The sequence below is a fragment of the Rubrivirga halophila genome, assembly GCF_046845755.1.
Classification (GTDB): domain Bacteria; phylum Bacteroidota; class Rhodothermia; order Rhodothermales; family Rubricoccaceae; genus Rubrivirga.
The window spans coordinates 2,697,626-2,724,075 of sequence record NZ_CP177357.1 but is presented as its reverse complement, the minus strand read 5'-3'; the positions used below and the strand labels follow the sequence as shown (position 1 = coordinate 2,724,075).

Sequence of the window (26,450 nt, the reverse complement as noted above, 5' to 3'; positions counted from 1 at the left end):
TGGGGCCGGTGTTAGGCCGCCGCCAGTTGGGCCAGGGCCTCGTCGGCACGAGCGTCCGCGTCGGCGCACGGCAGGGCGAACCAGAACCGGGTGCCCTCGCCCGGCCCGCTCTCGACGCCGCACGTCCCGCCCAGCCGCTCGGTGATCCGGCGGACGATGGAGAGCCCGAGCCCGTGGCCTTCCACGTCGAGCGAGCCGACGCGCGTGAACGGGACGAACAGCTGCGCCTGGGCCTCAGGCGCGAGGCCGGGACCGTCGTCGTGGACCCAGTACCGGGCCTGCCCCGTGGCCGTCACCTCCGCACCGAGCGTGACCGTCGGGCCGCCATATTTGACCGCATTGGAGAGGAAGTTGACCCAGACCTCCTCGATCCAGGGCGCGTGGCCGACCGCGACCGGCCAGCGGTCGGGCAGCCGGGGGGAGAGGGGCGCCCCGAGCGGCGTCGGCTGAAGGCGACGGAGCGCGCCCTCGACCGTCGCCGCGATCGCCACCGGCACCACCTCGACGGTGGCCTGGCGGACGCCCGCCAGCAGGAGCAGTTCGTGCACGACGTTGCCCATCCGGTGTGCGGCGTCGACGACCCCGTCGGCAAACTGGCGGTGCGTGTCGGCGGGGAGGTCCGGGCCGTCGTCGCGCAGGATCTCGGCGTAGCCCGCGATCCCCTGGATCGAGTTTTTGAGGTCGTGGGCGACGGTGTGAGCGAACGCGTCGAGCTCGTCGTTGCGGGCCTGGAGCTCGGCGTTGGCGTCGTAGAGATCCGCGTTGGCGTGGTGCAGCGCGGCCCTCTCGCGGCGGCGATGCGTCACGTCGTGGAGCAAGACGAGCCGGCCGGTGGGGAGGCCGCTCCGGTCGGTGAGCGGCGAGACGCGGAGGTCGACGTAGCGGGCGTCGGGGCCGTCGTCGAGGCGGAAGGTGTCGTCGGGCGCCGACTCGATGGCGTGGGCGAGGGCCGGGGCGGTCTCGTGAAGGGGGCGCCCGAGGAGGGCGGCGGTCTCGCCGAGCACCCGGCCGAGCGCGGGGTTGGCGTCCACGACCACGCCGCGGGCGTCGAGCACGAGCATCCCCTCGCGGAGGTCGTCGACGAGCGCCGCCCGCGCGATGGGCCGGAGGTCGAGGAGGCGGTAGCGCGCGAGCCCGAGCGCGAACGCCCCGGACGAGACGGCCATCGCGATCGGCGTGAAGTCCTTCGCGATGGTCCCCACCCCGAGCATGTGGCCCACGTTGACGGCGAGCGGGACCGCGGCGCCGGCCACGATCCACCACGAGAGGGTGCGGTCGCGGGTGCCGCTGGCGTAGGCCCGGACGAGCACCGCGAGCGAGACGATCATCGCCCCCCACATGAAGGCGGTCTGAGCCCACGCGACGGGCCCCAGCGTGTACCGGACCCCGAGGAACGGGCCGTCGGGGACGACCTCCCAGGTCGCCAAGACGAGTTGGTGGGCCTCGTTCGTGAGCGCCATGCCCCCGAAGCCCAGGCTCCAGACGCAGAGGGCCCACACGGATGCGCGGGCGACCGGGCCGAACCGGCCGGTGTAACTGAGCAGGAACGTGAACCAGGCCACGCCCGGCAGCGGGGCCCACACGAACGTCCCCTGGGCGATCCGGAGGGCCGCCTCGGGCGACGGCGCCAGCACGCTCAGCGCGTCGCACGCGAGCCAGCCGGCCGACGCGGCCGAGAACGCGACGAGGCCCCAGGCGCCGGGCGCTTCCCGGCGCCGCCAGGAGACGACCCCGACCACCCCCATGAGGAGCAGCGCGAGCGGGGTGAGCGCGACGAAGACGAGGGACTGCATGAGCCGGGCAGAGGGGCTTTCTCCATCGGCCACTCTCCAGATCCGCTTAACGGTCTGTCGTTAAAGGACTCGGCCACCAGCCGAGCGCCTCTGACGGGGGGGCGCCGACCCGCCACCCCAGGCGTCGGCGTACCAACCCGGCGCGATCGGGTCGGCGCGCTCCAACCGGGGGCCCTGGCGTTCCGGGGACGCGCCACGAGCTCCTGTCCGGTGATCACGGTGGAAAGGGATCGGGGGGCAGATGGCGGAGTATGCGGGGACCGCTCGGAGCGGAGGCCCCTCGCTTCCGACCGTTCCCTTCTCCGCCATGCCCTGCCTCTCGCGCGTCGATCCCGTCCTCCGGCTCGGCATGGTCCGCGCGACGGGCGTCGTGACGGGCACCGACATCGCTTCGGCCAACGAGGCGCTGTACGCCGACCCGCACTGGCGAGAGGGCTTCGACGAGTTCTGGGATTGCGGCCAGATCCAGGAGTTCATCGTGGGGCCGGAGGAGATGGCGGCGATCGCAGAGATGGAGATTGACGAGTCGGAGCGGATCGGCCCGGGGCGCGTCGCCCTCGTGATGACCCGGGAGGTCGTCCAACTCATCGGGTACCTGTACCGGCGGCTGGTGGAGGAGGCCGGCCGGCCGGTCGAGGTCGTCGGGTCGCTGGAGGAGGGGGCCCGGTGGCTCGGGCTACCCGGCGTTCCGGAGTGGCTGGCGGCCCCGGCGGAGGGCGGCCCCGCGCACGGCGCCAGCGACCCGTAGCACCCAGCGAGAGGGGGCGCGCCGGTACCTTGCCGCCGCCGCCCGCCCCGCGCCGACCGACCGCATGGATGCCCCCACGTTCAGCCGCGTGATGGAGGGGCTGTACCTCCTGGGTGCGGCCCAGGGCCTGTTCCTGGCCGCCGTGCTGGCGAGCCGCCCGCGCCAGGTCGTCGCGCACCGGCTGCTGGCGGCCTTCGTGCTCGTGTTCTCGGCCGACCTCGCGATGGCGGTCTACCACGCCTCCGGCGCCAGCGCGCGGCACCCGGCGCTGATCGGGCTCGACCTACCGATCGCGCTCCTCTACGGGCCGCTCCTGTACCTCTACGTCCGGGCGCTGACCTCGCCGAGCGCGGCGCTGCGGCGGACGGATGCGTGGCACGCGGTGCCGTTCCTGGCCCTCGTCGCGTTCCTGCTCCCGTTCTACCTCCGGCCCGGCCCCGAGAAGCTGGCGCTGATGCTCGACCCCGGCCTGTCGTTCCAGACGCGGGCGATGGCCGTCGTCAACCCGCTCAAGCTGGTCCACGGCTCGGTGTACCTCGCGCTGATCGTCGCCTGCGTGCGGCGGGCGGGCGGCGGGGCATCCCCAGGGACACAGCGGTGGCTCCGGGGCCTGACGGCGGGCGTCCTGGCGATGCTGCTGGCCTCGGCCTTGTTCTACGTCCTCGGCGGCACCGACGCCGTCGGCCTCGACGACGCCAGCGTCACCGACGACCTCACGCTGCTCACGGTGACCGTCTTCGTCTACGCCCTGGGGTACTTCGGGCTGCGCCGGCCCGAGGACGAGGGGCCCGAGGCGCCGGCCGCTATCCCGACGGAGCCCGCCTACGCGCGGTCCGGGATGCGCCCCGAGGAGGCCGCCCGCCACGCCGCCGCCCTCCGGGCGCTCATGGAGGCTGAGCACCCGCACCGCCGCGGCGACCTCACCCTCCCCGACCTCGCCGAGGCCCTGGGCATCTCGCCGCACAACCTCACCGAGGTCTTGAGCACCCAGCTCGGCCAGACCTTCTACGAGGTCGTCAACGGCTACCGCGTCGCCGACGTCCAGGCGCGGCTGACGGACCCGGCGTATGCGCACTGGACCGTCCTCGCCATCGGCCTCGACGCCGGGTTCAACGCCAAGTCGTCGTTCAACGCGGCCTTCAAGCGGACCACGGGGATGACGCCCTCGCAGTACCGCCAGCGCCACACCGAGGCGGTCTGAGAAACTGTTTGGGGAAGCCGATCCCCCTCACATGAGTCATCCCCGCGCAGGCGGGCCCCCGGAGGGAAGGCGCCAGCCAATCAATCCGGCGGTGCTCGTGTGGCACCTTCGCAGCCCGTCGCCCCTCACCCTGTCCCTCTCCCAATGGGAGAGGGGACGCCTTTGGAGGGCTTGCGCCATTCCCCAAACGGTCTCTGAGCGCAGGGTGGGGGGGGGGGGCGTCGGCTACGGCGCCAGAGGTCCAGTCCAGCGGGCGTGGACGCCTGGACGCGTCCCAGCGAGCGGGCGTGGACGATGCGGGAGGGCGTCGCGGCCTACGCTCGGGATCTCAACCCCCCGCTCCCGATGCGCTGCCTGCCGTTTGCCTGCGTCCTGTTCGTTCTCGCCCCGGCCGCGCTCGCGCAGCCGACCCAGACCGTCCGCGGCACCGTCGCCGACCGCGACACGCGGGCCCCGCTCGTCGGCGCGACGGTGGTCGTCGTCGGGTCCGATCCGCTGCTAGGGGCCGCGACCGATGCCCAAGGCCGGTTCGTGCTGCCCCGCGTCCCGCTCGGCAAGCACGCCGTCGAGGTCCGCTTGCTCGGCTACGCGCCGCGCGTGCTGGCGGACGTGCTGGTGCGCGCCGGGCAGGAGACCGTGCTCGACGTGTCGCTCGCGGAGGCGGTCGTGGAGGGCGCCGAGGCCGTCGTCCGGGCCCAGGCGCAGGCGGGGCGGCCGCAGCACGCGATGGCCGCCGTCAGCGCCCGGTCGTTCTCGGTCGAGGAGACGCGGCGCTACGCCGGCGCCGTCGACGACCCGGCGCGGCTGGCGGCGTCGTTCGCGGGCGTCGCCACGTCCGGGAGCGGCGTGCAGGACAACGCGCTGGCCGTCCGCGGGAACGCGCCCAAGGGCGTCCGCTGGCGGCTGGAGGGCGTGCCGATTCCGACGCCGAGCCACTTTGCCGGGCTCTCGGTCGCTGGCGGCGGCGGCGTGACGCTGTTCAGCGGCGAGCTCCTGGCCGACTCCGACGTGTTCACGGGCGCCTTCCCGGCCGAGTACGGCGACGCCCTCGCTGGCGTCTTCGACATGCGGTTCCGGACGGGCCACCCGACGCGCCGCGAGCACGCCGTCCGCGCCGGGCTGCTTGGGCTGGAGGTCGCCTCCGAGGGCCCCATCCGCCTGGGCAGCCCGGCGACGTATCTCGTCAATTACCGCTACTCGACGCTCGGCCTGCTGATGCCGCTGCTGCCGACCGAGGGCGGGACGACGTACCAGGACCTCGCCGTCAAGGTGTCGGCCCCGCTCGGCGCCGGGCGCGTCGAGGCGTGGGGGCTCGGCGGGCTCGACGGCCAGCAGCTCGTCGAGAACCCGGACTCGGCGTCGTGGACCTCGGCCTTCTGGGACCGCACGCGCGCCGACCTCGCGCTCGGCGTCGGCGCCGCTGGGCTGACGCACGCCGTGACGGTGGGGCGCCGGACGTACGTCCGCTCCACGGCCGCCGTCACCGGGCAGCGGACCGTCTGGGAACAGGACCGGCTGGGCGACGACTTGCGGCTCCGACCCGAGCTCTCGCTCCGCAGCACGGACGTCCGCCTGCACCTCGGCTCGACCGTCGACCACAAGCTGCGCCCCGGCACCTTCGTCCAAGCGGGCGCCAGCGTCCAGCGGCTGGGCTACGCGCTCGCCCTCCGCTCGGCGCCGGACCACGCCCCGCCCCTGGTGCCCGTCGCCGACGGCGAGGGGAGCGCCCTGCTGACGCACGCGTTCGCGCAGGCGCGCCAGACCCCGACGCCGGGCCTCGACCTGACGCTGGGCCTGCACGCGACGCACGTCGCGCTGACGGGCGCGTCGGCCGTCGAGCCCCGCCTGGGCGCCACCTGGGCGACCTCGGAGCGGACGACGTGGAGCGCGGGGTACGGGCTCCACAGCCAGCTCGAGCCGCTCCCCATCGTGCTCGCGCGCGTCGACGGCGGCCAGCCGAACCGGGATCTGGGGCTGACGCGCGCGCACCACGTCGTGCTCGGGGCGTCGCGCCAGCTGGGCGAGGCGGTCCGCGTGCACGTCGAGGGATACGTGCAGCGCCTGTTCGACGTGCCCGTGGTCGCCGACAGCGCGTTCTCGCTGCTCGACTGGCGCCAAGACTGGGCCTTTGCCAAGCCGCTCGTGACCGAGGGCGCGGGCGAGAACGTGGGCGTCGAGTTCACCGTCGAGCGGCCGCTGCGGGGCGGGGCGTACGCGCTCGTCACCGGCTCCCTGTTCCGGTCGCGCGCGCGCGGCGGCGACGGCGTCTGGCGGCCGACCCGGTACGACCAGCGGTACGCCGTCAACGCGCTCGCGGGACGCGACGTGCGGCTGGGCGACCGGCACCGGCTGGGGCTCAACGTGCGGCTCGCCGCGCTCGGCGGCGAGCGCCGGAGCCCCGTCGACGGGGCGGCCTCGGCGGCGGCTGGCGAGGTCGTCTACAACGAGTCACGCCCCTTTTCAGAGCGCGGCCCGGCGGTCTGGGTGCTGGACTTGACGGCGACGTTGCGGGTCGACGGGCAGCGCGTGTCGCAGCTGTGGTCGCTCCAGCTCAAAAACGCCCTCGCCGCCAAGGACGCCGCGCTCGACTACGACTTGCAGCGGCAGGCCGTGGTCGAGGTGGCGGAGGGGTACCCGCTCCCGGTGCTGAGCTACCAGGTCGAGTTTTGACGACCCCGGCGGCGCGTGCTCGCCGGGGCCGTGCTCACGGGCGGCCGGCGATCACGGCTTGAGGACCACCTTGATGCAGTCGTCCTTCTTGTCACGGAACGTCTCGTACATCGTGGGCGCGTCGTCCAGCGGGGCCGTGTGCGTGATGATGAACGACGGGTCGATGTCGCCGTCCTGGATCTTCTTCATCAGCGGCTCGAGGTAGCGCTGGACGTGCGTCTGGCCCGTCTTGAGCGTCAGGCCCTTGTTCATTAGCGGGCCGAGCTTGACCGAGCCGGCGCCCGCGTACACGCCGGGCATCGAGATCGTCCCGCCCTTGCGGCACGCCATGATGGCCTGGTTGATGGCGTACGTCCGGTCGCTCTGGGTGTGCGTCGCCTGGGCCGCCTTGTCGACGAGGGTCTTGGCCGCGCTCGCGCCGTGCGCCTCCATCCCGACCGCGTCGATGCAGCGGTCCGGCCCGCGCCCGCCCGTCATGTCGATGAGGACCTTGTGGAGCGGGTCGTCGAGCTCGTCGAAGTTGACCGTCTCGGCCTTGGAGTTCTCGGCCGCCATCCGCAGGCGCTCGGGCTCGCGGTCGATGGCGATGACGCGGCCGGCGCCCAGCATCCAGGCGCTCTGGATGGCGAACTGGCCGACCGGCCCGCAGCCCCAGACCGCGACGGTGTCGCCGGGTTCGATCTCGGCGTTCTCAGCCGCTTGGTAGCCGGTCGGGAAGATGTCGGACAAGAAGAGGACCTGCTCGTCGGTCATGCCGTCGGGCACCACGATGGGGCCCACATCCGCGTGGGGCACGCGCAGGTACTCGGCCTGGCCGCCGGGGATGCCGCCGGTCAGGTGGGAGTAGCCGAACAAGCCCGCCGGGCTGTGGCCCATCGCGTCGCGCGCGTTTTCGGGCTTGGGGTTGGTGGTGTCGCACAGCGAGTACATCGTCTGCTCGCAGAACCAGCAGGTGCCGCACGAGATCGTGAACGGGACGACGACGCGGTCGCCTTTCTTGAGGGTCGTGATGCCCGAGCCGACCTCCTCGACGATCCCCATCGGCTCGTGGCCAATGATGTCGCCCTCCTTCATCATCGGCACGAAGCCGTCGAACAGGTGCAGGTCGGAGCCGCAGATGGCCGTCGACGTCACCTTGATGACGATGTCGGTGGGCTCCTGGAGCTCAGGGTCGGGGTGGGTGTCGACGCGGACGTCGCCTTGGCCGTGCCAGGTGAGGGCTTTCATCGGAGAGGAGGGAGAAGGGAGGGGAGCCGTCCACAGGTGGGGGAGGGGGCTGTTCCTTCGGGCGGACGAACAGGGGCGCCCCCCACTCCGCGCACCCGGCCCCGACATCGGGAGACCCCAGGGCAATCCCGACCGCCACCGCCGCCGGAACGCCGATGCTTGTTGCAACGTGGGTCTCCGTGCACCTCTCCCGACCCCCATGCCTGCCCGCTTCTCCCGCCGCTCCGCGCTCAAAGGCCTGGGCGCCCTCGGCCTCGGCGCCGCGCTCCCCACCTCGGCCGCTGCCACTCCCGCCCGCCGCGACCACCACACGATCTCGGCCGACACCTTCTCCGTCGGCGACGCGACGGTGACCGTCATCCGCGACACGTCCTTCGCGCTCCCGCTGAGCGCCGTCGGCACGAACGTGGACGCGGCGCGCGTCGTCGCCACGCTGGCGGAGTACGGGCTGCCGACGGACCGCGTCCCGACCGACGTGTCGCAACTCGTGATCGACCACGGCGGCGTCCGCACCCTCGTCGACACGGGGACGGGCCAGGGCGCGCTGGTCTCGACGATGGCAGCGCTCGGGATGGCGCCGGCGTCGGTCGACCGCGTCGTGGTCTCGCACTTCCACGGCGACCACATCGGCGGCGTGTCGACCGACGGCGTGGCCACGTTCCCGAATGCGAGCGTCCACTTCCCGGCGCCCGAGCTGGCGTTTCTGGAGGCGGCCCCGTCGGGGAACGAGAACGTCGAGAACGCACTCGCGAAGCTGGCGCCCGTCCGCGACCGGCTCCAGGCGTACCGCGCGGGCGACGAGCTGGTGCCCGGGCTGACGGCCGTCGCCGCGCACGGTCACACGCCGGGCCACATGGCGTTCGAGCTGGCGTCGGCCGGCGCGCGCCTGCTGATCGTCAGCGACGCGGTCGCCCACCCGGTCGTCTTCTTCCGCCACCCGACGTGGCTGTTCGGGTTTGACATGAACGGGCCGCAGACGGTCGCGACGCGGCGGCGTCTACTGGCGAGGGCGGCCCGCGAGGGGACCCCGCTCTTCGCCAGCCACATGCCGTTCCCCGGCGTCGGCCGCGTCTCCGTCGACGGCGTTGGCTTCCGGTTTACGCCGGTCCCAATGGGGTAGTCACGCGCTGGATCTAGGGGAATCCGCGATGGACTTACGCGTACATTAGCGACCGATCGTCTGCGCCAGGTGCACTAGCAATATGATCAAAAGGTCTGTTATTCAGGGGTATAGGCCGCCCGCCCTCCGCGGGCGGCGGCCTCGTTCGACGGCGCGGCCGGCGCGGCCACGCGCTGCGCAGCCCGGCGCCGCGGTCCGCGAGAGCGGCGGGCCGATGCCGCTTGAGGCCGTCCTTCTGCTGGCCGCGATCGGCATCGCGGGCGTTGTGGTAGTGGCCCTCCTGTTCGCTGCCGGGTGAGGCCGGGCCGGTGGGGCGCTACCGCCCCATCATCGCCGCCAGCGTGCGGATCGCGGCGGGCTCGCCGAGCACGGTCAGCCGGTCGCCGACCTCGAGGACGGTCGACCCGCCGGGCACGGCGATCTGGCCGTCGCGGTGGACGAGCGCGACGAGCACGCCCGGGGGGAGCCGGACCTCGCGGAGCGCCTTGCCGGCCAGCGCCGCCGTCGGGCCGTCGTCGCGGACGGTGAGGGCGAGGTAGCGGTCGTTGAGGATGAGCACCTCCTTGAGGTCTTGGTCGGTCTCGGCCGCGCGCCACTCGGAGAGGAAGGGGGGCTCATCGATGCGGCTGGCGAGGTTGGCGAGCGTGCGGAGGTGGCGGCCCGGCGGGTCCATCGGGGAGAGGAGGAAGAAGACGGCGAAGACGTTCTTCGTTTTGTCGGGCCGGTCGTCGCCCGTCGTATCGACGGCGACCGAGAGGCCGGTCAGGGAGCGGACGAGGACGAGCGTTGGGCGGTCGACCTCGGAGAGGCGGAGATGGGGGAGCGCCACGCCGCCGGCGACCGGCGTAGAGCCCGTCCGCGACCCCTTCAGGAACGCCTCCGCAAGGCGCTTGGCCGGGAGGCCGGTCCGCTCGCCGAGGCGGCGGGCGGCCTCGCGCGCGACATCCTCGAACGTCGCCTCCGGCCCGACGTCGAGGACGGCGGCCCGCGTGACGAGGTGCTCGAACGGCGACTCGTCGGTCAGCCCCTTCTCCTTGAGGATCGTCCGGAGCTCCAAGTCGAGCCCCTCGTAGCGGCGCGCCCCGAGACGCGCGAACAGATGGTAGATGGCCCCCTCGCGCTCGACCTCCGACTTCGAGCGGACGTAGTACACGTACCACACCACGGAGAGGACGACGACGCCCGCGGTGAACGCGATGGCGACCTCGCCCATCTGGGCGATCAGCAGGACCGACGTCGTGATGCCCGCGATCTGCATCCACGGGTAGAGCGGGGTCCGGAACCCGGGGGCGTAGGACGGGATGTGGCTCTCGCGCATCACGATGACCGCGAGGTTGATCAGCCCAAACACGAGCAGGTTGAAGGCACTGGCCAGCTTGGCTAAGCCCTCGACGTCGAGCACGAGGATGCAGAGGACGATCGCCGCGCCCGTGGCCACGATGGCCGGGGCCGGCGTGTGGAAGCGGCCGATGGCCCCGAAGCGCCGCGTGATCAGCCGGTCGCGCGCCATCGCCAACGGGTATCGGGAGGCCGAGAGGATGCCGGCGTTGCCCGTGGAGGCGAAGGCCGCCAGCGCCGCGATCGCGATCAGGAGGACGCCCGTCGATTGAGGCAGGCCCTCGGGCGTGGGGATCCAGGCGAGGAGGTCCCGGGCGGCCGTGGCCACCGGCGTCAGGTCGGCCATCAGCGCGGCCGGGTCGAGCACGGCCACCAGGATATAGACCCCCACCGTGTAGACGAACACGGCCGTCCCCAGCGAGAGCATCATGCCGAGGGGGATGTTGCGGTCGGGGTTCTCCACCTCCTCGGCCACCGACGCCACCTTGGTGAGCCCAGCGTAGGCCGCGAACACGAGGCCGACCGTCGCGAACAGGCTGCCTACCCCGTACGGCATAAACGGAGTGAACTTGTCTTCCACGACCGCCCCCACGTCGCTGGAGACGATCTCCACAACCCCCTGGACCACGAAGACCATGAGGACCAAGACGAGCGTCGTCACGAGGAACCGCTGGAGGCCGCTCGTCTCTTTGGCGCCGACCACGTTGAGGACTGTGAAGGCCACCGTCATGGCGACGGCCACCGGCTTGATGGGCAGGTCCATGAACAGGACGAGGTAGGCCCCCACGCCGACGAGCGCAAACGCGCTCTTGAAGACGAGCGAGAGCCACGTGCCCAGCCCCCCCACGGTGCCCACGAGGGGGCCGAGGGCGCGGTCGATAAAGTAGTAGGTGCCGCCCGCGCGGGGCATGGCCGTGGCCAACTCGGCCTGGCTGAACATGGCCGGGAGCACGAGGAGCCCGGAGACGAAATACGCGAGCACGACCGCCGGGCCGGCGTAGGCCATGGCGAGGCCGGGGAGCAGGAAGAACTCCGCGCTGAACATGGCGCCCGTGCAGATCGCGTAGACGTCGAACAGGGTGAGGTCCTTTTTGAGGCGGCCGGCGGGCATAGGGGGCGGGGCGCGTCCCCACTACGATACCGCCTCGGCGGGGCCGGGCGGGGATCGGGGGCGGCCCGTCGCCGGCCGCCTCGGGATATGGGCATCGTATGGCGTCGTCACGGTGGCCCCTGGCCCCCTCTCCTCCGTCCCCCACCTTCCCCACGCATGCGACTCGTTGCCACGCTCGCCCTCGCGGCCCTCCTCGCCCCCGCCGCCCTCGCGCAGTCGGTGACGGCCCATCCCGCCGCCGAGGCGCACTCGGCCCTCGCCGGGCTCCCCTTCGACACGGCGCGGATCGCCGTCGACACCCTGTACAACCAGCTCGACCGCGGCGGCAGCCGGAGCAGGCTGTTCCTCTCCGAGAACTTCGAGGCGGCCAACGACGGCGCCGACTCCTACCTCGCCGACGACGTCGTCGTCCCCGCGGGCGCCACGTGGACGGTCGGGGAGGTCATCGCCTCCGTGTTCTACTTCCGGGACGGCGAGGAGCCGGCCGCCGTGCCCAACGAGACGTTCAACATCGTCCTCTGGACCGACCTCGAGGGCCGCCCGGACGCCGCCTGCCGGCTGCTCGCTGCCGCCTGCCCCCCGGGCTCTACGCCCGGAAGGTCGCCGCGAGCGTGCGGATCGCGGCGGGCTCGCCGAGCACGGTCAGCCGGTCGCCGACCTCGAGGACGGTCGACCCGCCGGGCACGGCGATCTGGCCGTCGCGGTGGACGAGCGCCACGAGCACGCCGGGCGGCAGGCGCACTTCGCGCAGGGCCTTGCCCGCGAGCCCGGCCGTCGGGCCGTCGTCGCGGACCAACAGGTGGAGCGTGCGGTCGTTGTGGAGCAGGACCTCCTTGAGCGCCTGCTCGGTGGCGGCGCCGCGCCACTCGTCGGCGAAGTCGGGCTCGTCGATGCGGCCGGCCAGCGCCGCGAGCATCTGGAGGTGCTGGCCGGGCGGGTCCTCAGGGCTGAGCAGGAAGAACACGGCCTCGACCGCGCGGTCGGGCTCGCCGGCCTCGGCGGGCACATGCAGGGGCGTCTTGGACCGGACGATGACGAGCTCGGGCTGGTCGATGTCCGACAGGCGGAGGTGGGGGAGGGCGACGCCGCGCGCGACGGGCGTGGCGCCGGTCCGCGAGCCCTCCAGGAACGCCGTCGCCAGCCGGCCCACGTCCTGCCCGGACCGCCACGCGAGCCGCTCGGCGGCGGTCTGGGCGACGACCTCGAAGTCGTCGGTGTCGACGTCGAGCACGGCGGCGCGCGTGACGAGCGCCTCGAACGGGGTCTCGTCGCTGAGCCCCTTCTCCTTCAAGATGTTCCGCAGCTCGGAGTCGAGCGCGTCGTAGCGGCGCGTGCCGAGCCGGGCGAACAGGTGGTACACGGCGCCCTCGCGCACGACGGCCGGGTTGTCCTTGACGTAGACGACGTACCAGGCGATGCAGCCGGCGACGAGCACGGCCGTCAGCCCGATCGCGAGCGCGCCCATCTGGGTGATCAGCAGGACCGGCGTGACGACGCCTAGGATCTGGGTCCACGGGTAGAACGGGCTCCGGTAGCCGGGCACGTAGCCGGGGATCCGGCTCTCGCGCATCACGATGACGGCCACGTTCAGGAGCCCGAAGATGACGAGCTGGAAGGCGCTGGCGAGCTTGGCGATGCCCTCGACGTCGAGCAGCAGGATCACGGCGATCATCAGGGCGGCCGTCGCGACGATGCCGAGCGTCGGCGTGCCGCTCTTGCTGAGGCGGCCGAGCCGCTCCGTCACCAGGTGGTCGCGCGCCATCGCGAGCGGGTACCGGCTGGCCGACAGGATGCCCGCGTTCCCCGTCGAGGCGAACGCGGCGACGGCCGCGACGACGATGAGCCCCAGGCCCCACCGCCCGGGGAGCCAGTGGAAAAACGACTCGGCCGCCGTGGCGACCGGCGTCAGGTCGCTGCGCAGCTCCGACGGCTCCAGCACGGCGATCATGATGAACACGCCCACGACGTAGATGAACGTGGCCGTCGCGAGCGAGAGCACCATCCCGAGGGGGATGTTGCGGTCGGGGTCCTGGACTTCCTCGGCGACCGACGCCACCTTCGTCAGCCCGGCGTAGCTCACGAACACGAGCCCGATGGTCGCCAGCAGGCCCCCGGTCCCGAACGGGAGGAACGGCGTGAACTGGCGCTCCAGGTTGTCGGCCCCCAGGGCGCCCACCTCTATCAGGCCCTGGACCACGAAGAACGCCAGCACGGCCACCAGCACGACGACGAACCCGCGCTGCAGCCCGCTCGTCTCTTTCGCCCCGACGATGTTGAGCACGGCGAAGGCGACCGTGAACCCGACCGCGAGCGGCTTGATCGGCACGTCGAGGAAGAACACGAGGTACGCCCCCATCCCGACGAGCGCGAAGGCGCTCTTGAGCACGAGCGCCAGCCACGTCCCCAGCCCGCCGACCGTCCCCGCCAAGGGCCCCAGGCTGCGGTCCAGGAAGTAGTACGTGCCGCCGGCCTTGGGCATGGCCGTCGCCAGCTCGGCCTGGGACAGCATGGCGGGCAGGATGAGCACGCCGGCCAGGAAGTACGCGAGCACGGCGGCCGGGCCAGCGGCGGCGGTCGCCAGCCCGGGCAGCAGGAAAAAGCCGGAACTGAACATGGCCCCCGTGCTGATCGCGTAGACGTCGAACAGCGTGAGGGTCTTTTTGAGGCGGGCGTCAGCCATGCGTCGCGGTCGGAGGGGGCGGGCCTACTCCGGTCCGGCGTGCGGCGTTCGGCCGAAAGGGCAATGGGGATGGCCCCGCCCGGAACACGAGACATGTTCGTAACGTGTCGGCCTTCACGGCCCGGTCACATTCGGCCGGGCCAGTTCTCCCTCTCCCCACCTCGACGTCTACGTATGCGACACTTCGCTACCCTCGCCCTCGCGGCGCTCCTCCTCGCCCCCGCGGCCTTCGCGCAGTCGGAGGCGCTCTCCATCTCGCCGGCCACCGTCCGAGCGTCCCTCCCGTCCGCGTTCGACGCCTCGACCGCGCTCGTGGAGATCACGCAGAACTCGTCCCTCAACGTGACGACGGGCACGGTCCGGTGCGCGTCGAGCACGGATGAAGGGGCGACGCCCCAGGGCTCGACGGCCAACAGCTTCTACCGCGTGTTCGACCTGACCCAGTACTCGGTCCCCGACAACGCCGTGCTGAACAGCATCGACTACGGCGTCCGGATCAGGATCTTCGACGAGGGGACCCGCCCCGCCACCGGCGACCTCATCGTGTCGACGCTGCCGGCCGGGACCGACGTGTCGAACGGGTTCTCGACGAGTGCGCTGACGCCGCTCGCCTCGGAAGAGGTCACGTTCGCCGCGGATAGCCTCGCGCTCGTGACGACCCCGTTCAGCGCCCCGCCGATGCTCACGGGCAGCGAACTGCTCGTCGTCGAGCTGGCCTTCGACGCGGGCAACTTCGACCCCGACGAGGACACGCCCCGCCAGTTCGACGCCACCCCGGGCGCCAACGACGAGCCCGCCGATGGAGCCACCTACCTCGGCACGCCCGACTGCGGCGGGATTCCCCCGACCCCGACGGAGCAGATCGGGGCGACCTTCACCAGCCAGTGGGTCGTAGTCCTCAACGTCGATGAGGCCGGCGCGGTCTCGCCGATCGGCGACGCGCGCAGCGCGGGCGTCGGCGCGACGGTCACCGTCGAAGGCACCGTCTCGCGCGCCCAGGGCGACTTCGTCTACCTCCAGGACGAGACCGGCGGCCTCACGCTCCGCCAGACCGACGAGAACTCGCAGTTCTTCATGGACGTGGCCTCGGGCGCCATCGCCCCCGGCACCACGATCGCGCTCACGGGCACGCTGTCCGAGTTCAACGGCCTGCTCCAGATCAACAACGACGACCTCGCGGAGTACGAGATCACGGGCACCGGCGACGCGCCGGCTCCCCAGGTCGTGACGCTCGACGAGCTCGCGACGAACGGCGAGGCCTACGAAGGTGAGCTCGTCCAGGTCGTCGGCGTCACGATCGACGGCGATGGCGACACCGTCTTCGGCGACCGCACGAGCTACGACATCGAGGACGGCTCGGGCGCCATGGGCGCCGTCACGCTCCGCATCCCGAACGCGGACGACACCGAGATCGACGGCCAGGCCATCCCGACCGGCAGCGTGACGCTCACCGGCGTCGTCGGCCAGTTCTCGTCGACGGACCCGGCCGCGGGCTACCAGATCTTCGCGATCCAGGACGGCGACATCGGCATGGTCACCGCCATCGGCGAGGACCCCGAGGGCCGGCTCGCGCTCGGCGGCCTGCTCCCGAACCCGTCGGCCCAGGAGGCCACCGTCACGATCTCGCTGGCGTCCGCCGGCCGCGCGACGCTCGTCGTCTACGACGTGCTCGGCCGCGAGGTCGCCCGCGTGCTCGACCGCGACCTCGTCGCCGGCGACCTGGTCGTCCGCGTCGACGTCTCGGCGCTCGACGCCGGCACGTACCTCGCACGCCTGACGGCGAACGGCGGCACGGCCGTCCGGCCGTTCACGGTCGTCCGCTAACCCGGGCCTCCGTCTGAGCCTGTTGGGGCGGCGCCATCCGTGGCGCCGCCCCTTTTTTTGTGTCGCCCTCGGCGTCGCGCCGACGCGAGAGGCCCCTTGGGATCCATACAGGATGCATAGAGGATGGCTACAGGTCGACGCGCCGGTACCCGACCGTCGACGTGGGCACGAAGGTGGCCCCGCCGTCCTCTGACGACACGAACTGGGATTCGAGGACGATGGGCCCCCGGCTCGGCGACAGCGCGTCGACGGTCCGGCCGGTGGGCGCGATGGGGCCGCGGACCTCGGCGTTGAGGTCGACGCGCCGCCACGTCCGCGCGTAGGTGCGCACCGGGAGGCCGAGCGCGCGGGCGTCGTCGTCGACGAGGGCAGCGGTAAAGCGGTCGTCGTCGAGAAAGGGGACGCCGGGCGTCACGCCGACCGCGTAAACGATCTGGGCGTCGGCGGGCGTCTCCGTCCACCGCGCCAGACCGCCCTCGCGGTTGGCGTACCACGCGGGGTCGCCGAACACGCAGTGGAAAAAAGTCGGCCCGTCCGGGACGTCGGTCACCGCCTCGATGCGGACCCACGTCTCGCCGTCGACGACGGTGTCGCGCGTGGCCCGGAGCGTGTGCCGGCGGCTCCCCGCGTCGAGGGCGACCGTGTCGAGAGGGACGCCGTCGTCGAACGTGACGCGGTAGGCCCGCTCGAGCGTCCACTCGGCCCCGACGGCGAGCGGGAGGGCGGGCGCGAGCGGCGCATCGGGCTCGGTGGTGTCGCAGCCGGCGACGGCGAGGAGGACGAGGACGAGGAGGCTGAACCGCATGGGCGTGGCGGGGTGTGTGAAAACAGGAGTAGCCTCGGTCCGGTCGCTCGCGGGGTGTGTGTGCAGGAATTTACGTGCGGCGGGCGCGAGGCGACAAGGGCACGCGCGTGTCGCCACGGGCCGGACACACGAGCGGCCCCCGGCGCGATGCCAGGGGCCGCTCGGGCCGTCCCACGTGTCCGGTCGGGTGTGGCCGACCGGCGTTCGCTAGCGTGCCACGGTCAGCCGGACCGTCGACGCCGTGCCGCCGACGGTCACGCGCGCCGCGTAGACGCCCGGCGCCATGCCGCCGAGTTCGAGCGCGAACGTGTGGTCGCCGGCCCCGAGGGGGCCGTCGTGCGGCCGCGCCACCTCGCGGCCGAGCGCGTCGACGACGATGACGCGGGCGTCGCCCGCGGCCGAGGTCGAGACAGCGATGCGTGCCCGGCTCGCGGCCGGGTTCGGGAGCACGGCGACCGCCAGCACGCCGGGCCCATCCTCGGTCGACACGCCGCCCGAGACCGTGACCTCGACCGTCCCGGTCGCCTCGGCCATCCCGTCGGAGACGGTGAACGTGAACGAGTCCGGGCCCTGGTAGCCCGCGTCGGCCGTGTACTCGACGATCGGCGCGCGGCGCCGGCCCGTGCCGTCGTCGCCGACGGCGGCCGTGCCGTGCATCGGGTCGGAGACGGCCGTGATCGAGAGGGCGTCGCCGTCGGGGTCGGTCACGTTCGCGAGCACGTCGATCTGGACGGTCTGCCCGGCCGGCGCGGTCGCCGTCGTGGTTCCGGTGACGGTCGGAGCCGAGTTGGTGCCGCCGCCCGGCTCGCGCGTGTAGCTGGCGTTGTAGGCGCGCGGCCCCTGGGGCGTCTGGAAGTTGGTGGCGTCGGCGGTCACGTAGCGGTCGCGCGTGGCCCACGAGTAGACGTTGGTGACGGTCGCGGGCGCGCCGGGGAACGAGACCGTCACGCGGTACTCGATCATCAGCGCCTCGTACGAGCCGGCCGGCGTGACGAGCGTGCCCGAGCCGACGACCTCACTCCGGTAGTCGGTCGTGACGGTAAAGCCCGCGACGGTCTGCGTCGTCTGGTCCTCCGTGACGGTCCCGAGCGCGATGGGGAAGGTGAGCTGCTGGAGCCCGTCGGGCTCGTAGGTGATGACGGTCTCCGGGTTGCCGCCGCTCGCGGGCGCGTAGATCCCGAGCGAGACGTACTGGTCGTTTGAGGCGTCGGCGTAGACGTAGGCGTCGCCGTCGGGGTCGGAGTCCGGCGCGTCGTTGAGCAAGACGTAGTTGGCGCCGGGGAAGTTGGCGGCGCCCGGGAGCCCGGCCACGTCGCCGCCGAAGTAGACCGTCGTCGCCGTCTGGTCTTGGACGGGGTACGTGATCGTGGTGAAGTCCCACGTCTGGCCGGCGCCCCGGAGCGCGATGAGCGCGTCGATCCGGGCCTGGTCGGCGGCGGGCACGTCGGTCCCCGTGTCGAAGAGGTCGCGCGTGACGGTCTCGCCGGAGTCGGCGAAGTCGTAGAGGTCGTCGAAGGTGAAGGTGATCTGGGCCGTCGCGGGGGCGGCCAGCAGGACGGCCGCGAGCGCGGCGAGGGAGAAGCAACGGGTCATGGGAGCGGCGGAAGGGGACGCTCAGCGTAGGGGCGACCGGCCGATAGGCGCCTCCCCGGCGCCGGGGAGATCGGCCCCCCCGGCCCGCCCCGGCGGTACGTTCGGGCATGGAACTCGAGCCCGCCCGCCTGGAGGCCTTCGCCGCCGCCGTCCGCCCCCGCCTCGCCGGCGACCTGCGCTTGGACGCGCTCTCGAAGGCGCTCTACGCGACCGACGCCAGCCTCTACCGCGAGCCCCCGCTCGGCGTGCTGATCCCCAAGCACGCCGACGACGTGCAGGCGGCGCTGGAGGCCGCCGCCCAGTACGGCGTCCCGCTCGCGGCGCGCGGCTCGGGCTCCAGCCTGGCCGGCTCCGCCGTCTCGGGCGGGCTCGTCGTCGACACGACCAAGCACCTGGGCGCCATCGTCGCCCTCGACGCCGAGGCCCGCACGGCGACCGTCCAGCCCGGCGTCGTCCTCGACGACCTCAACCGCGCCGCGGCCGTCCACGGGCTCACCATCGGGCCCGACCCCGCGTCGTCGAACCGCGCCACGCTCGGCGGGATGCTGGGCACGAACGCGACCGGCACGCACTCCATCCAGTACGGCGCCGTCGTCGACTGGACCGAGTCGGCCCGCGTCCTGCTGGCGGACGGGACGCCCGCCGACTTCGGGGCGCTCTCGCCCGAGGCGTGGGCGCACCAGGCCCGGCAGTCGGGGACGCTCGGGGATGTCACCAAGCGCGTCGACGCGCTCCTCACCGTCCACGAGCACGCGATCCGGACCGACACGGCGCGGTGGTGGCGGCGCGCGGGCGGGTACCGGCTGGAGCGGATGATGGAGGCGCCCGAGGTCGACCGCGGTCCGGGCCGGGCGTGGGACGGGACGCGCAACCTCGCGCACCTGCTGGCCGGCTCCGAGGGCACGCTCGCGTTCGCGACCGAGATCACGCTCGGGCTCGTCGAGAAGCCGGCGCACGCCGCGCTCGGCGTCGTCCACTACCCGTCGCGGATGGGGGCGCTGGAGGCCGTCGAGGGGATTCTGGAGACCGGCCCGACGGCCGTCGAGCTATTCGACCGGATCGCCCTAGAGCGGGCGCTCGACGTGACCGAGTACGCGCCCAAGCTCCACTTCGTGCAGTGCGGCCCGCACGGCGAGCTGCCGGCGGCGCTGCTCATCGTCGAGTACAGCGGGGCGTCGCTGGCCGAGTGCCGCGAGGGGCTCGCGAGCCTGCGGCGGCACCTCGGCGCGGGCGCCGTCATCACCGACCTCGAAGAGGAGGCGCGGATGGCGGACGTGTACGCGGTCCGCAAGGTGGGGCTGGGGCTGGCGATGAGCGCGCGCCTCCCGGTCCAGGCCGCCGCCATCATCGAGGACGCCGCCGTGCCCGTCGAGCACCTGCCGGCGTACATCCGCGAGCTCGAAGAGGCGATGGCCGCGGATTCCGTCGAGGCCGTGATCTACGCGCACGCCAGCGCGGGCTGCCTGCACGTCCGCCCGTTCCTCGATCTGCGCCAGCCCCAGCAGGTCGCCGCGATGGAGCGGATCGCGCGGGCGTCGGCGCGGCTCGCGAAAACGTACGGGGGCGTGATCGCGTCGGAGCACGGCGACGGCCGGGCGCGCGGGGCGCTGGCGGAGGAGTTCTACTCGCCCGCCCTCTACGCGGCGTACCAGGCCACCAAGCGCGCCTTCGACCCCGGCGGCCGCCTCAACCCCGGCAAGATCGTCGACGTGCCGCCGCTGACCGAGGCGCTCCGGATGGGGCCCGACTACCGCCCGTCGCCGGTCGCGACCGGCCTCGCGTTCTACGACTCGGCCGGCCAAGACATCGGCTTCACGGCCGCCGTCGAGGCGTGCAACGGGTCGGCCGTCTGCCGCAAGACGGACGTCGGCACGATGTGTCCGCCGTTTATGGCGACGCGCGAGGAGAAGGACTCGACGCGGGGCCGGGCGAACGCGCTCCGCGAGGCGCTGTCGGGTGGGCTGGACTCGCTGACGGGCCCCGAAGTGGCCGAGGCGCTCGACCTGTGCGTCTCGTGCAAGGCCTGCAAGGCCGAGTGCCCGGCGTCGGTCGACATGGCGGCGCTCAAGACGGTGTGGCAATCCAAAAAGTGGGAGACCGAGACGCCCTCGCCGCGGACGCGCCTGTTCGCGCACCTGCCCGTCGTGGCCCGGCGCGTCGCCGGACCGCTGGCGCGCGTGGCGAACGTCGTCAACCGTCTGCCCCCCGCCCGCGCGGCGCTCGCGGCAATCGGCGTCTCGCGCGAGCGGGCGCTCCCGGCGTTCGCGACCCGGCCGTTCTCCGAGAAGGAGGCCCCGACGCCCACTGGCGACGGCCCCCGCGTGGCGCTCTTTGCCGACACCTTCGGCCGCTTCCAGGAGCCGTCGATCCCCCGCGCCGCGCTCGCCGTCCTGACCGCCGCCGGCGCGCGCGTCGAGGTCCCGCCGTACCGCTGCTGCGGGCGGACGTATGTGTCGAAGGGCTACCTCCCCCACGCGACGCGCCTCGCGCACCGGCTCGTCGAGACGTACGCCCCGCTCGCGCACGACGGCGTCGCGATCGTCGGCCTGGAGCCGTCGTGCATCCTGACGCTGCGCGACGAGATCCCGCGGCTCGTGCAGTCGGATGACGCGCGTGCCGTCGCGGCGGCGGCGGTCACCTTCGAGGAGTGGTGCGCGGCGCACGCCGACCGGCTGGCGGCGCTCGACTGGGCCGGCGCGGGCGACGCGCTCGTCCACGGGCACTGCCACCAGAAGGCGCTGTCGACGATGGCTGCCAGCCACGCCTGCCTGGGCGCGGCCGGGCTCGCGGTGTCCGAGACGAAGGCCGGGTGCTGCGGCGTGGCCGGGGCGTTCGGCTACGAGGCCGAGCACTACGACGTGTCGGTCGCCATCGCCGAGGACCGCCTCGCGCCCGCCGTCCGCGCGGCGCCCGACGCGGTCGTCGTCGCGGCCGGGACGAGCTGCCGCGAGCAGATCGAGCACACGACGGGCCGCCGGGCGCTCCACCCCGCCGAGGCGCTGGCGGCCCGGCTGCGGTGAGGCAGACTGCGTGGGGGCGTATCTCCATCCACTCCTGGCTTGACGTGTCTCGGTCGACGTCGAACCACTCCATCAACGTCATCCCGAGCTCGCGAGGGATCTCAGCGCAAGCCTTCAGTTCACGACCGGCGGACGGAAGGGCTGGATGGCCGCGCTGAGATCCCTCACATCCGTTCGGGATGACGCTCCGGGGAGGGGTGCACCTCCCCGACCCGTCTCTCAGGGTCAGAACAGGGGGGATCAAGTCCGCCCCCCACGCTGGCGCCAGCGGGTCAGTAAAGGAACGTTGAGAACCCGACCTGCACGCCGTAGAACGAGACGTCGTTGTCGAAGGTCAGGTCGGAGGTCTGGTAGAACGCCTCGCCCCGGAGCGCCACGTTGCGTGCGATGGGCAGCTCCACGCCCGCCGACAGCCCGCCGCCGATCGAGGTGTCCGACATGGCGTCGTTGCCGAGCGCGCTGCTGAGGTCGCTGCTGAAGCGCGTGTACGAGAGCGTGAGGTCGCCCTCGACAAAGGGCCGGGGCGCGGCGCCTGTTGTGTTGCCGAGGTAATACGTGACCGTGGGGCCCACGCCGAACTGGGTGTTGGAAAACGTGCCCTGCACGTCCGACGTGGACCGGCTGTAGCCGAGCGTGACGCTCGCGCTGACCGCGAGGTTGTCCGAGACGAACCGGCCGACGCGAGGGGAGAGGGTCGCGGACGTGTTGTTTTGGAACCGGACGATGGACCCGCCACCGCCTAAGATCCGGACGCCCTTGGCGGTCTGGGCCCAGGTGCTGGGGGCGTCCGGCGCGGGCTGGGCGGCGATGGGGAAGGCGACGGTGAGCAGGACGAGGGCGGCGATCGTGCGCATCGGCAGGGGGAAGGATGGGGCGCGAAACCTCGGGCCGATCCGGGCGCTCGCGCCGTGCGGATTGGCGTGCCCGAGAGGAACCGCCCGGGGGGGAGGCATCCTTTCCCACCGTCCGGCGTAACGTGCGGCCCCACCCCCCTGTCCGACCCATGCGCAGCACTGGCGCCATCGCCCTCCTCGTCATCGTCCTCCTCGTCGGCTTCGCCGGCTGCGCGGGGTGCGGATCCTACAACAGCCTGGTCCAGCAGGACGAGCAGGTCGAGCGCGCCTGGGCCGACGTCGAGACCCAGTACCAGCGCCGGGCCGACTTTGTGCAGCAGGCCGTCGCCGTGGTCCAGGGCCAGGCCGACTTCGAGAGCGAGACGCTCCAGGAGGTCATCGAGGCGCGGAGCCGCGCGACCTCCATCCAGATCAGCGCCGACGACCTCGACGACCCGGCCGCGCTCCAGCGCTACCAGGAGGCCCAGGCCGCCCTCGGGAGCTCCTTCGGTCGCCTGCTGGCGGTCTCCGAGCGGTACCCGACGCTGCAGGCGAACGAGGGCTTCCTCAACCTCCAGAGCCAGATCGAGGGGACCGAGAACCGGATCGCCACGGCGCGGCGCGACTACAACCAGGCCGTCGCCGACCTCAACGGCCGCATCCGGACGTTCCCGACGAACCTGGTCGCCGGGTTCGCGGGCGTCGACCGCCGCGCGCCGTTCGAGTCGCAGGCCGGCGCCGAGGAGGCCCCGACCATCACGTTCGACTAGCCGTCGGCTCCCCCGAGGCCCCGCGTCTCTGACCGCCCCCCCGTGCCCGTGCTCCGCCGCCTCGCCGTTCTCGCCCTGCTGCTGGCCCTCGCCGGCGGGGCAGCGGCCCAGAACGGGCGCCCCTACGAGTCGCGGTTCGACATCCCCGAGCGGCCGTCGCCGCCGCGCCTGGTGAACGACTTCACCGGCACGCTGACGTCCTCCGAGGTCGACGCGCTCGAGCGCAAGCTGGTCGCCTTCGCCGACTCGGCCGGCTCCCAGGTCGCCGTCGTGGTCGTCCAGTCGACGAACGACGTGGCGCCGGTCGACTTCGCGACCGAGGTCCTGCGCGAGTGGGGCGTCGGCCGCGCGGGCATCGACGACGGCGTGGTGCTGCTCGTCGCCCTGGCCGACCGCGAGGTCTTTATCACGACCGGCTTCGGCGCCGAGGGCGCGCTGACGGACGCGACGTCGGCGACGATCATCCGCAACGTCCTGGTCCCGCGCTTCCGCGAGGGCGCCTACTACGCGGGGATCGACCAGGCCACGGACGCCATCGTGGCGGCGCTCTCGGGCGAGTTCGAGGCGCCGTCGGCCGCGACCGGAAGTGGCGAGGGTGGGATCCCGTCCGTGCTCTGCGTGCTGTTCGTCATCTTCATCGTGCTCGTCGTGCTGTCGTCGCGCCACGGCCCGCCGCCTCCGTCGAGCGGGTCGGGGGGCGGGCGGCGGCGTCGCCGTGGCGGGCCGGGCTTCGTCGTGATCCCCACGGGCGCCTTCGGCGGCGGCGGCGGCGGTGGGTTCGGCGGCGGCGGCTTCGGCGGGGGCTTTGGCGGCGGCGGGTTCGGGGGCTTCGGCGGCGGGTTCGGCGGCGGCGGCGGCGCGGGCGGCAGCTGGTAGCGCCCGCCGCGCGGGGCCCTCGGCTGTGGGGAACGCCCCGCTCGCGGCCCGCCTATCTTGCGGCCATGGACCGCATCGCCGCCCTCGAGGGCTTCCTCGCCACCGACCCCGACGACCCGTTCACGCGGTTCGCGCTGGCGCAGGAGCACGCCAAGCGCGGCGACGCCGACCGCGCGCTCGCGTTCTACCAAGCGCTCGTCGCCGACCGCCCCGACTACGTCGGCACGTACTTCCACCTCGGCGCGTTGTACCGCGCGCTCGGCCGCGACGCCGACGCGCTCGACACGTACCGCGCCGGCATCGGCGCGGCCACCTCGGCCGGCGACCTCCACGCCCGCGCCGAGCTCCAGAGCGCGCTCCTGGAGGCCGAGTTCGACGACTAGCCCCCTCCGCATGACCCGCCGCATCGCCCTCGCCCTCAGCCTCGCGCTCGCCGCCCTCTCGGCCGCTCCCGTCGCCGCCCAGTCGGCGGACACGTACGTGGTCCAGCCGGGCGACACGCTCTTCCGCATCTCGCGCGCGAACGGGCTCACCGTCGAGGCGCTCCGGGCGCTCAACGACCTCGAGGACAACTACATCACCGTCGGCCAGACGCTGCGGCTGACCGACCGCGCGCCCCGGGGCCAGCGCCCTCGGCTGGAGGCCCCCGAGCCGCCGCCCGGCGTCGGCGAGGCGATCCCCACGCGCCCGACGCCCGACGCGCCGGCGCCGCGCGGCGGGGCGGCCGACGGCGTCGTCCACGTCGTCACGGCGGGCGAGACGCTGTTCCGCATCGCCCTGCGCTACGACACGACCGTCGACGAGCTCCGCCGGCTCAACGGGATCTCGGGCGACCAGATCGAGATCGGCCAGCGGCTCGTCGTCGGCGGGGGCGGGGGCGGCGCCCCGGTCGCCAGCGGGCCCGTCCCGCTCGGCCCGCCGCGCGATTGGTCGATCCGCGAGACGACCGTCCCGGCCGACCTCGTCCACTTTGTCGAGCCCGGCGAGACGCTGTACTCCATCGCCGCCGCGCTCGGCATCGACGTCGACGCGCTCGCCCGTCTCAACGCGCTCTCGACGGCGCCGCTCGCGCCCGGCACCATGCTCCGGCTGCCGACGGCCGTCAACCCCGCCGTCGCGCTCCGCGCCGACCTGCGCGAGCCGGACGAGTCCGGGCTGGCGCTCGTCTACCCCGACGTGATGCGCGGCCGCCCGACCGAGAGCGGCGAGGCCTACGACCCCCTCGCGTTCACCGTCAGCCACCGGACGCTGCCCTTCGGCACGGTCGTGCTGGTGACGAACCCCGCCAGCGGGCGGAGCACGTTCGCGCGCGTCACGGATCGCGGCCCGGTCAGCCGCTCGTACCTCCTGGAGCTCTCGGCGGCGGCGGCGACGGCGCTGGAGCTCGACCCCAACGCGGCGCGCCGCGTGGACGTCCGCGCCGTGCGGTAGGGGACAGGAGAAGAGGAGGGAAGAGAAGAGGAAAAGAGGACGGAAGCAAACTCCTCTTCCCCTCCGCGCCTCGCCTCTTCTGCTCGTCCCCCACCCCCGCGCATCTCGGCCGCGCGGCTCGCGTAGGCGGCCGGGTCCCCCCGCGCTTCCATGTCGTTGCCCGCAGACGAAACCGCCCGCCTCGCCGCCGAGTCCGCCCGCCTGGCGGCCGAGATGGAGCAACTCGCGAACCCCACGCCTGGCGCGGTGTCCGGCGCCACACCCGGCCCGCCGGCCCCGGTCGGCTACCACGCCGCGACGCGCTCGGCGACGTACGGCTTCCTGGCCGCGCTCCCCCTCTTCGTGCTCTACGAGGTCGGGGTGATCGTGGCGAATGGCGACGCCCCCGGCCAGGTCCGCGTCGGCGCGGACGTGTGGCTAAAGGGGCTCATCGCGTCGGTCGGCGGGACCGGCTGGGCGGCGATCGGGGCGTTCGTGGTGGCCCTCGGCGCCGTCGTGATGTGGCGCGAGCGGGCCCGCCGGCCGCCGCTGCGGGCCCGGTGGTTCGGGCTCATCGTGGCCGAGTCGCTGGTGTACGCCGTCGTGCTGGCGTTCCTGGTGAGCGGGGTCGTGGGCGCCCTGTTCGGGAGCTGGGTCGTGCCCGACCTCGCGCTGGCGCAGATGGACCGGTTCGGGCTCGGGCTCCAACTCGCGCTCAGCATTGGCGCCGGGCTCTACGAGGAGCTCGTGTTCCGCGTGATCTTGGTGGGCGGCCTGTTCCTGCTCTTGCGCCGGGCCTCGCCGCTGGCGGACCGCCGCGCCTACGTCGTCGCCGCGGTCGTCGGCGCGCTCGTGTTCAGCGCCGTCCACCACCTCGGCGCCTTCGGCGACCCGTTCACGCTGTCCGTGTTCACGTTCCGCTTCCTGTTCGGGCTGGCGCTCAACGCCGTCTTCCTGGTCCGCGGCTTCGCCGTGGCCGCGTGGACGCACGCCCTCTACGACGTGCTCGTCGTGACGGGCAGTCTCTAGCGTCGCCCGACGGGCCGCCCGCCCCGGGGGGGTGAGCGGCCCGTTCCGCTATCGGCTCGTGATCGTCCATTCGATCACGTCGCCGGCCTCGATGTCGACCAGGTAGGTGTCGAGCTCGACGTCGTTCTCGACGACGGCCATCAGGTCCCAGCACCCGGGGTCGACGGTGATCTCGACCTCGTAGTCGGGCTCCAGGATCCCGTGGGTGCCGAGCAAGTCGCCCTCCCACGAGTCGGTCTCGCACACCGAGACGTAGACGTGGGTGACGGTGAAGTCGCTGTCGTTGATGAGCACGAGCGTGCCGGTGCCCGGTGAGGGCGGCGCCCCGAGGGCGAGGGCGAAGGCCGCGAGGGCGACCAGGACGGTGTGGAGCATGGGGGGACGCCGGGGGCGCCGGAAGGA

Annotated in this window: 19 protein-coding genes; 11 read left to right on the top strand and 8 right to left on the bottom strand. The window is 73.1% G+C overall.

Annotated elements, in window-relative coordinates; translation table 11 throughout:
• Positions 1-11 precede the first annotated feature (11 nt).
• Positions 12-1,793, bottom strand: a complete 1,782-nt coding sequence (locus ACLIRP_RS12010; protein ID WP_412060693.1) for a sensor histidine kinase — start codon at positions 1,791-1,793, stop codon at positions 12-14.
• A 307-nt stretch (positions 1,794-2,100) separates the two neighbouring features.
• On the opposite strand from ACLIRP_RS12010, the gene ACLIRP_RS12005 reads away from it, so the two are divergent.
• The 3 genes from ACLIRP_RS12005 (at position 2,101) to ACLIRP_RS11995 (ending at position 6,412) form a co-directional block, all read left to right on the top strand.
• Positions 2,101-2,541, top strand: coding sequence for a hypothetical protein (locus ACLIRP_RS12005; RefSeq protein WP_412060692.1), 441 nt, complete (start codon positions 2,101-2,103; stop codon positions 2,539-2,541).
• Positions 2,542-2,605: 64 nt separating this feature from the next.
• Complete coding sequence (locus tag ACLIRP_RS12000) at positions 2,606-3,742, top strand: helix-turn-helix domain-containing protein (RefSeq protein WP_412060691.1); 1,137 nt, start codon at positions 2,606-2,608, stop codon at positions 3,740-3,742.
• A gap of 345 nt (positions 3,743-4,087) precedes the next feature.
• Positions 4,088-6,412 (top strand): carboxypeptidase regulatory-like domain-containing protein, encoded by a 2,325-nt coding sequence (locus tag ACLIRP_RS11995; RefSeq protein WP_412060690.1) that lies wholly within the window; start codon positions 4,088-4,090, stop codon positions 6,410-6,412.
• Positions 6,413-6,463: 51 nt separating this feature from the next.
• Here the strand turns inward: ACLIRP_RS11995 and ACLIRP_RS11990 are convergent, their stop codons facing one another.
• The gene (locus tag ACLIRP_RS11990; RefSeq protein WP_412060689.1) at positions 6,464-7,639 is read right to left on the bottom strand and encodes a zinc-dependent alcohol dehydrogenase; all 1,176 of its coding nucleotides are present in this window, start codon (positions 7,637-7,639) and stop codon (positions 6,464-6,466) included.
• Positions 7,640-7,838: 199 nt separating this feature from the next.
• Here ACLIRP_RS11990 and ACLIRP_RS11985 point away from each other — a divergent pair, with 199 nt between their 5' ends.
• Positions 7,839-8,759, top strand: a complete 921-nt coding sequence (locus ACLIRP_RS11985; protein ID WP_412060688.1) for an MBL fold metallo-hydrolase — start codon at positions 7,839-7,841, stop codon at positions 8,757-8,759.
• A 316-nt stretch (positions 8,760-9,075) separates the two neighbouring features.
• Here the strand turns inward: ACLIRP_RS11985 and ACLIRP_RS11980 are convergent, their stop codons facing one another.
• Together ACLIRP_RS11980 and ACLIRP_RS11975 are read right to left on the bottom strand one after the other, a co-directional pair.
• Complete coding sequence (locus ACLIRP_RS11980) at positions 9,076-11,208, bottom strand: amino acid permease (protein ID WP_412060687.1); 2,133 nt, start codon at positions 11,206-11,208, stop codon at positions 9,076-9,078.
• A gap of 586 nt (positions 11,209-11,794) precedes the next feature.
• Complete coding sequence (locus tag ACLIRP_RS11975; protein WP_412060686.1) at positions 11,795-13,888, bottom strand: amino acid permease; 2,094 nt, start codon at positions 13,886-13,888, stop codon at positions 11,795-11,797.
• Between the two features lie 174 nt (positions 13,889-14,062).
• Between ACLIRP_RS11975 and ACLIRP_RS11970 the strand changes: the two genes are divergently transcribed.
• Positions 14,063-15,712 carry a T9SS type A sorting domain-containing protein gene (locus ACLIRP_RS11970; protein WP_412060685.1) on the top strand — a complete coding sequence of 550 codons (1,650 nt, stop codon included), beginning with the start codon at positions 14,063-14,065 and terminating at the stop codon, positions 15,710-15,712.
• A 127-nt stretch (positions 15,713-15,839) separates the two neighbouring features.
• Here ACLIRP_RS11970 and ACLIRP_RS11965 read toward each other — a convergent pair whose 3' ends face one another.
• Entirely contained in the window at positions 15,840-16,517 is a 678-nt protein-coding gene (locus ACLIRP_RS11965; RefSeq protein WP_412060684.1) for a hypothetical protein, read from the bottom strand.
• A gap of 207 nt (positions 16,518-16,724) precedes the next feature.
• Positions 16,725-18,110 (bottom strand): Ig-like domain-containing protein, encoded by a 1,386-nt coding sequence (locus tag ACLIRP_RS11960; protein WP_412060683.1) that lies wholly within the window; start codon positions 18,108-18,110, stop codon positions 16,725-16,727.
• A 107-nt stretch (positions 18,111-18,217) separates the two neighbouring features.
• Here ACLIRP_RS11960 and ACLIRP_RS11955 point away from each other — a divergent pair, with 107 nt between their 5' ends.
• Positions 18,218-21,130: an FAD-binding and (Fe-S)-binding domain-containing protein gene (locus ACLIRP_RS11955; RefSeq protein ID WP_412060682.1), complete on the top strand. Its 2,913-nt coding sequence runs from the start codon at positions 18,218-18,220 to the stop codon at positions 21,128-21,130.
• A 272-nt stretch (positions 21,131-21,402) separates the two neighbouring features.
• Here the strand turns inward: ACLIRP_RS11955 and ACLIRP_RS11950 are convergent, their stop codons facing one another.
• Positions 21,403-21,984 carry an outer membrane beta-barrel protein gene (locus ACLIRP_RS11950; protein ID WP_412060681.1) on the bottom strand — a complete coding sequence of 194 codons (582 nt, stop codon included), beginning with the start codon at positions 21,982-21,984 and terminating at the stop codon, positions 21,403-21,405.
• A gap of 149 nt (positions 21,985-22,133) precedes the next feature.
• On the opposite strand from ACLIRP_RS11950, the gene ACLIRP_RS11945 reads away from it, so the two are divergent.
• From ACLIRP_RS11945 to ACLIRP_RS11925, 5 genes are all read left to right on the top strand, one after another.
• A complete protein-coding gene (locus ACLIRP_RS11945) occupies positions 22,134-22,733 on the top strand; it encodes a LemA family protein (RefSeq protein ID WP_412060680.1) in 600 nt (199 codons plus the stop codon).
• Positions 22,734-22,781: 48 nt separating this feature from the next.
• On the top strand, positions 22,782-23,609 hold the full coding sequence (locus tag ACLIRP_RS11940; RefSeq protein WP_412060679.1) for a TPM domain-containing protein: 828 nt from the start codon (positions 22,782-22,784) through the stop codon (positions 23,607-23,609).
• A 65-nt stretch (positions 23,610-23,674) separates the two neighbouring features.
• Positions 23,675-23,992, top strand: a complete 318-nt coding sequence (locus tag ACLIRP_RS11935) for a tetratricopeptide repeat protein (protein WP_412060678.1) — start codon at positions 23,675-23,677, stop codon at positions 23,990-23,992.
• A gap of 10 nt (positions 23,993-24,002) precedes the next feature.
• Complete coding sequence (locus tag ACLIRP_RS11930; protein ID WP_412060677.1) at positions 24,003-25,040, top strand: LysM peptidoglycan-binding domain-containing protein; 1,038 nt, start codon at positions 24,003-24,005, stop codon at positions 25,038-25,040.
• Positions 25,041-25,190: 150 nt separating this feature from the next.
• Positions 25,191-26,048, top strand: coding sequence for a type II CAAX prenyl endopeptidase Rce1 family protein (locus ACLIRP_RS11925; RefSeq protein WP_412060676.1), 858 nt, complete (start codon positions 25,191-25,193; stop codon positions 26,046-26,048).
• A gap of 48 nt (positions 26,049-26,096) precedes the next feature.
• Here the strand turns inward: ACLIRP_RS11925 and ACLIRP_RS11920 are convergent, their stop codons facing one another.
• Positions 26,097-26,423: a hypothetical protein gene (locus ACLIRP_RS11920; protein WP_412060675.1), complete on the bottom strand. Its 327-nt coding sequence runs from the start codon at positions 26,421-26,423 to the stop codon at positions 26,097-26,099.
• Positions 26,424-26,450: the final 27 nt, after the last annotated feature.

What these genes read in the sequence shown, in the direction of transcription:
- ACLIRP_RS11970 (WP_412060685.1), top strand. Translation starts at nt 14,063, where the DNA reads ATGCGACACTTCGCTACCCTCGCCCTCGCGGCGCTCCTCCTCGCCCCC.
- ACLIRP_RS11980 (WP_412060687.1), bottom strand. Translation starts at nt 11,208, where the DNA reads ATGCCCGCCGGCCGCCTCAAAAAGGACCTCACCCTGTTCGACGTCTAC.
- ACLIRP_RS11935 (WP_412060678.1), top strand. Translation starts at nt 23,675, where the DNA reads ATGGACCGCATCGCCGCCCTCGAGGGCTTCCTCGCCACCGACCCCGAC.
- ACLIRP_RS11975 (WP_412060686.1), bottom strand. Translation starts at nt 13,888, where the DNA reads ATGGCTGACGCCCGCCTCAAAAAGACCCTCACGCTGTTCGACGTCTAC.
- ACLIRP_RS11930 (WP_412060677.1), top strand. Translation starts at nt 24,003, where the DNA reads ATGACCCGCCGCATCGCCCTCGCCCTCAGCCTCGCGCTCGCCGCCCTC.
- ACLIRP_RS12010 (WP_412060693.1), bottom strand. Translation starts at nt 1,793, where the DNA reads ATGCAGTCCCTCGTCTTCGTCGCGCTCACCCCGCTCGCGCTGCTCCTC.
- ACLIRP_RS11990 (WP_412060689.1), bottom strand. Translation starts at nt 7,639, where the DNA reads ATGAAAGCCCTCACCTGGCACGGCCAAGGCGACGTCCGCGTCGACACC.
- ACLIRP_RS11955 (WP_412060682.1), top strand. Translation starts at nt 18,218, where the DNA reads ATGGAACTCGAGCCCGCCCGCCTGGAGGCCTTCGCCGCCGCCGTCCGC.
- ACLIRP_RS11925 (WP_412060676.1), top strand. Translation starts at nt 25,191, where the DNA reads ATGTCGTTGCCCGCAGACGAAACCGCCCGCCTCGCCGCCGAGTCCGCC.
- ACLIRP_RS12005 (WP_412060692.1), top strand. Translation starts at nt 2,101, where the DNA reads ATGCCCTGCCTCTCGCGCGTCGATCCCGTCCTCCGGCTCGGCATGGTC.
- ACLIRP_RS11995 (WP_412060690.1), top strand. Translation starts at nt 4,088, where the DNA reads ATGCGCTGCCTGCCGTTTGCCTGCGTCCTGTTCGTTCTCGCCCCGGCC.
- ACLIRP_RS11920 (WP_412060675.1), bottom strand. Translation starts at nt 26,423, where the DNA reads ATGCTCCACACCGTCCTGGTCGCCCTCGCGGCCTTCGCCCTCGCCCTC.
- ACLIRP_RS11960 (WP_412060683.1), bottom strand. Translation starts at nt 18,110, where the DNA reads ATGACCCGTTGCTTCTCCCTCGCCGCGCTCGCGGCCGTCCTGCTGGCC.
- ACLIRP_RS11985 (WP_412060688.1), top strand. Translation starts at nt 7,839, where the DNA reads ATGCCTGCCCGCTTCTCCCGCCGCTCCGCGCTCAAAGGCCTGGGCGCC.
- ACLIRP_RS11950 (WP_412060681.1), bottom strand. Translation starts at nt 21,984, where the DNA reads ATGCGCACGATCGCCGCCCTCGTCCTGCTCACCGTCGCCTTCCCCATC.
- ACLIRP_RS12000 (WP_412060691.1), top strand. Translation starts at nt 2,606, where the DNA reads ATGGATGCCCCCACGTTCAGCCGCGTGATGGAGGGGCTGTACCTCCTG.
- ACLIRP_RS11945 (WP_412060680.1), top strand. Translation starts at nt 22,134, where the DNA reads ATGCGCAGCACTGGCGCCATCGCCCTCCTCGTCATCGTCCTCCTCGTC.
- ACLIRP_RS11965 (WP_412060684.1), bottom strand. Translation starts at nt 16,517, where the DNA reads ATGCGGTTCAGCCTCCTCGTCCTCGTCCTCCTCGCCGTCGCCGGCTGC.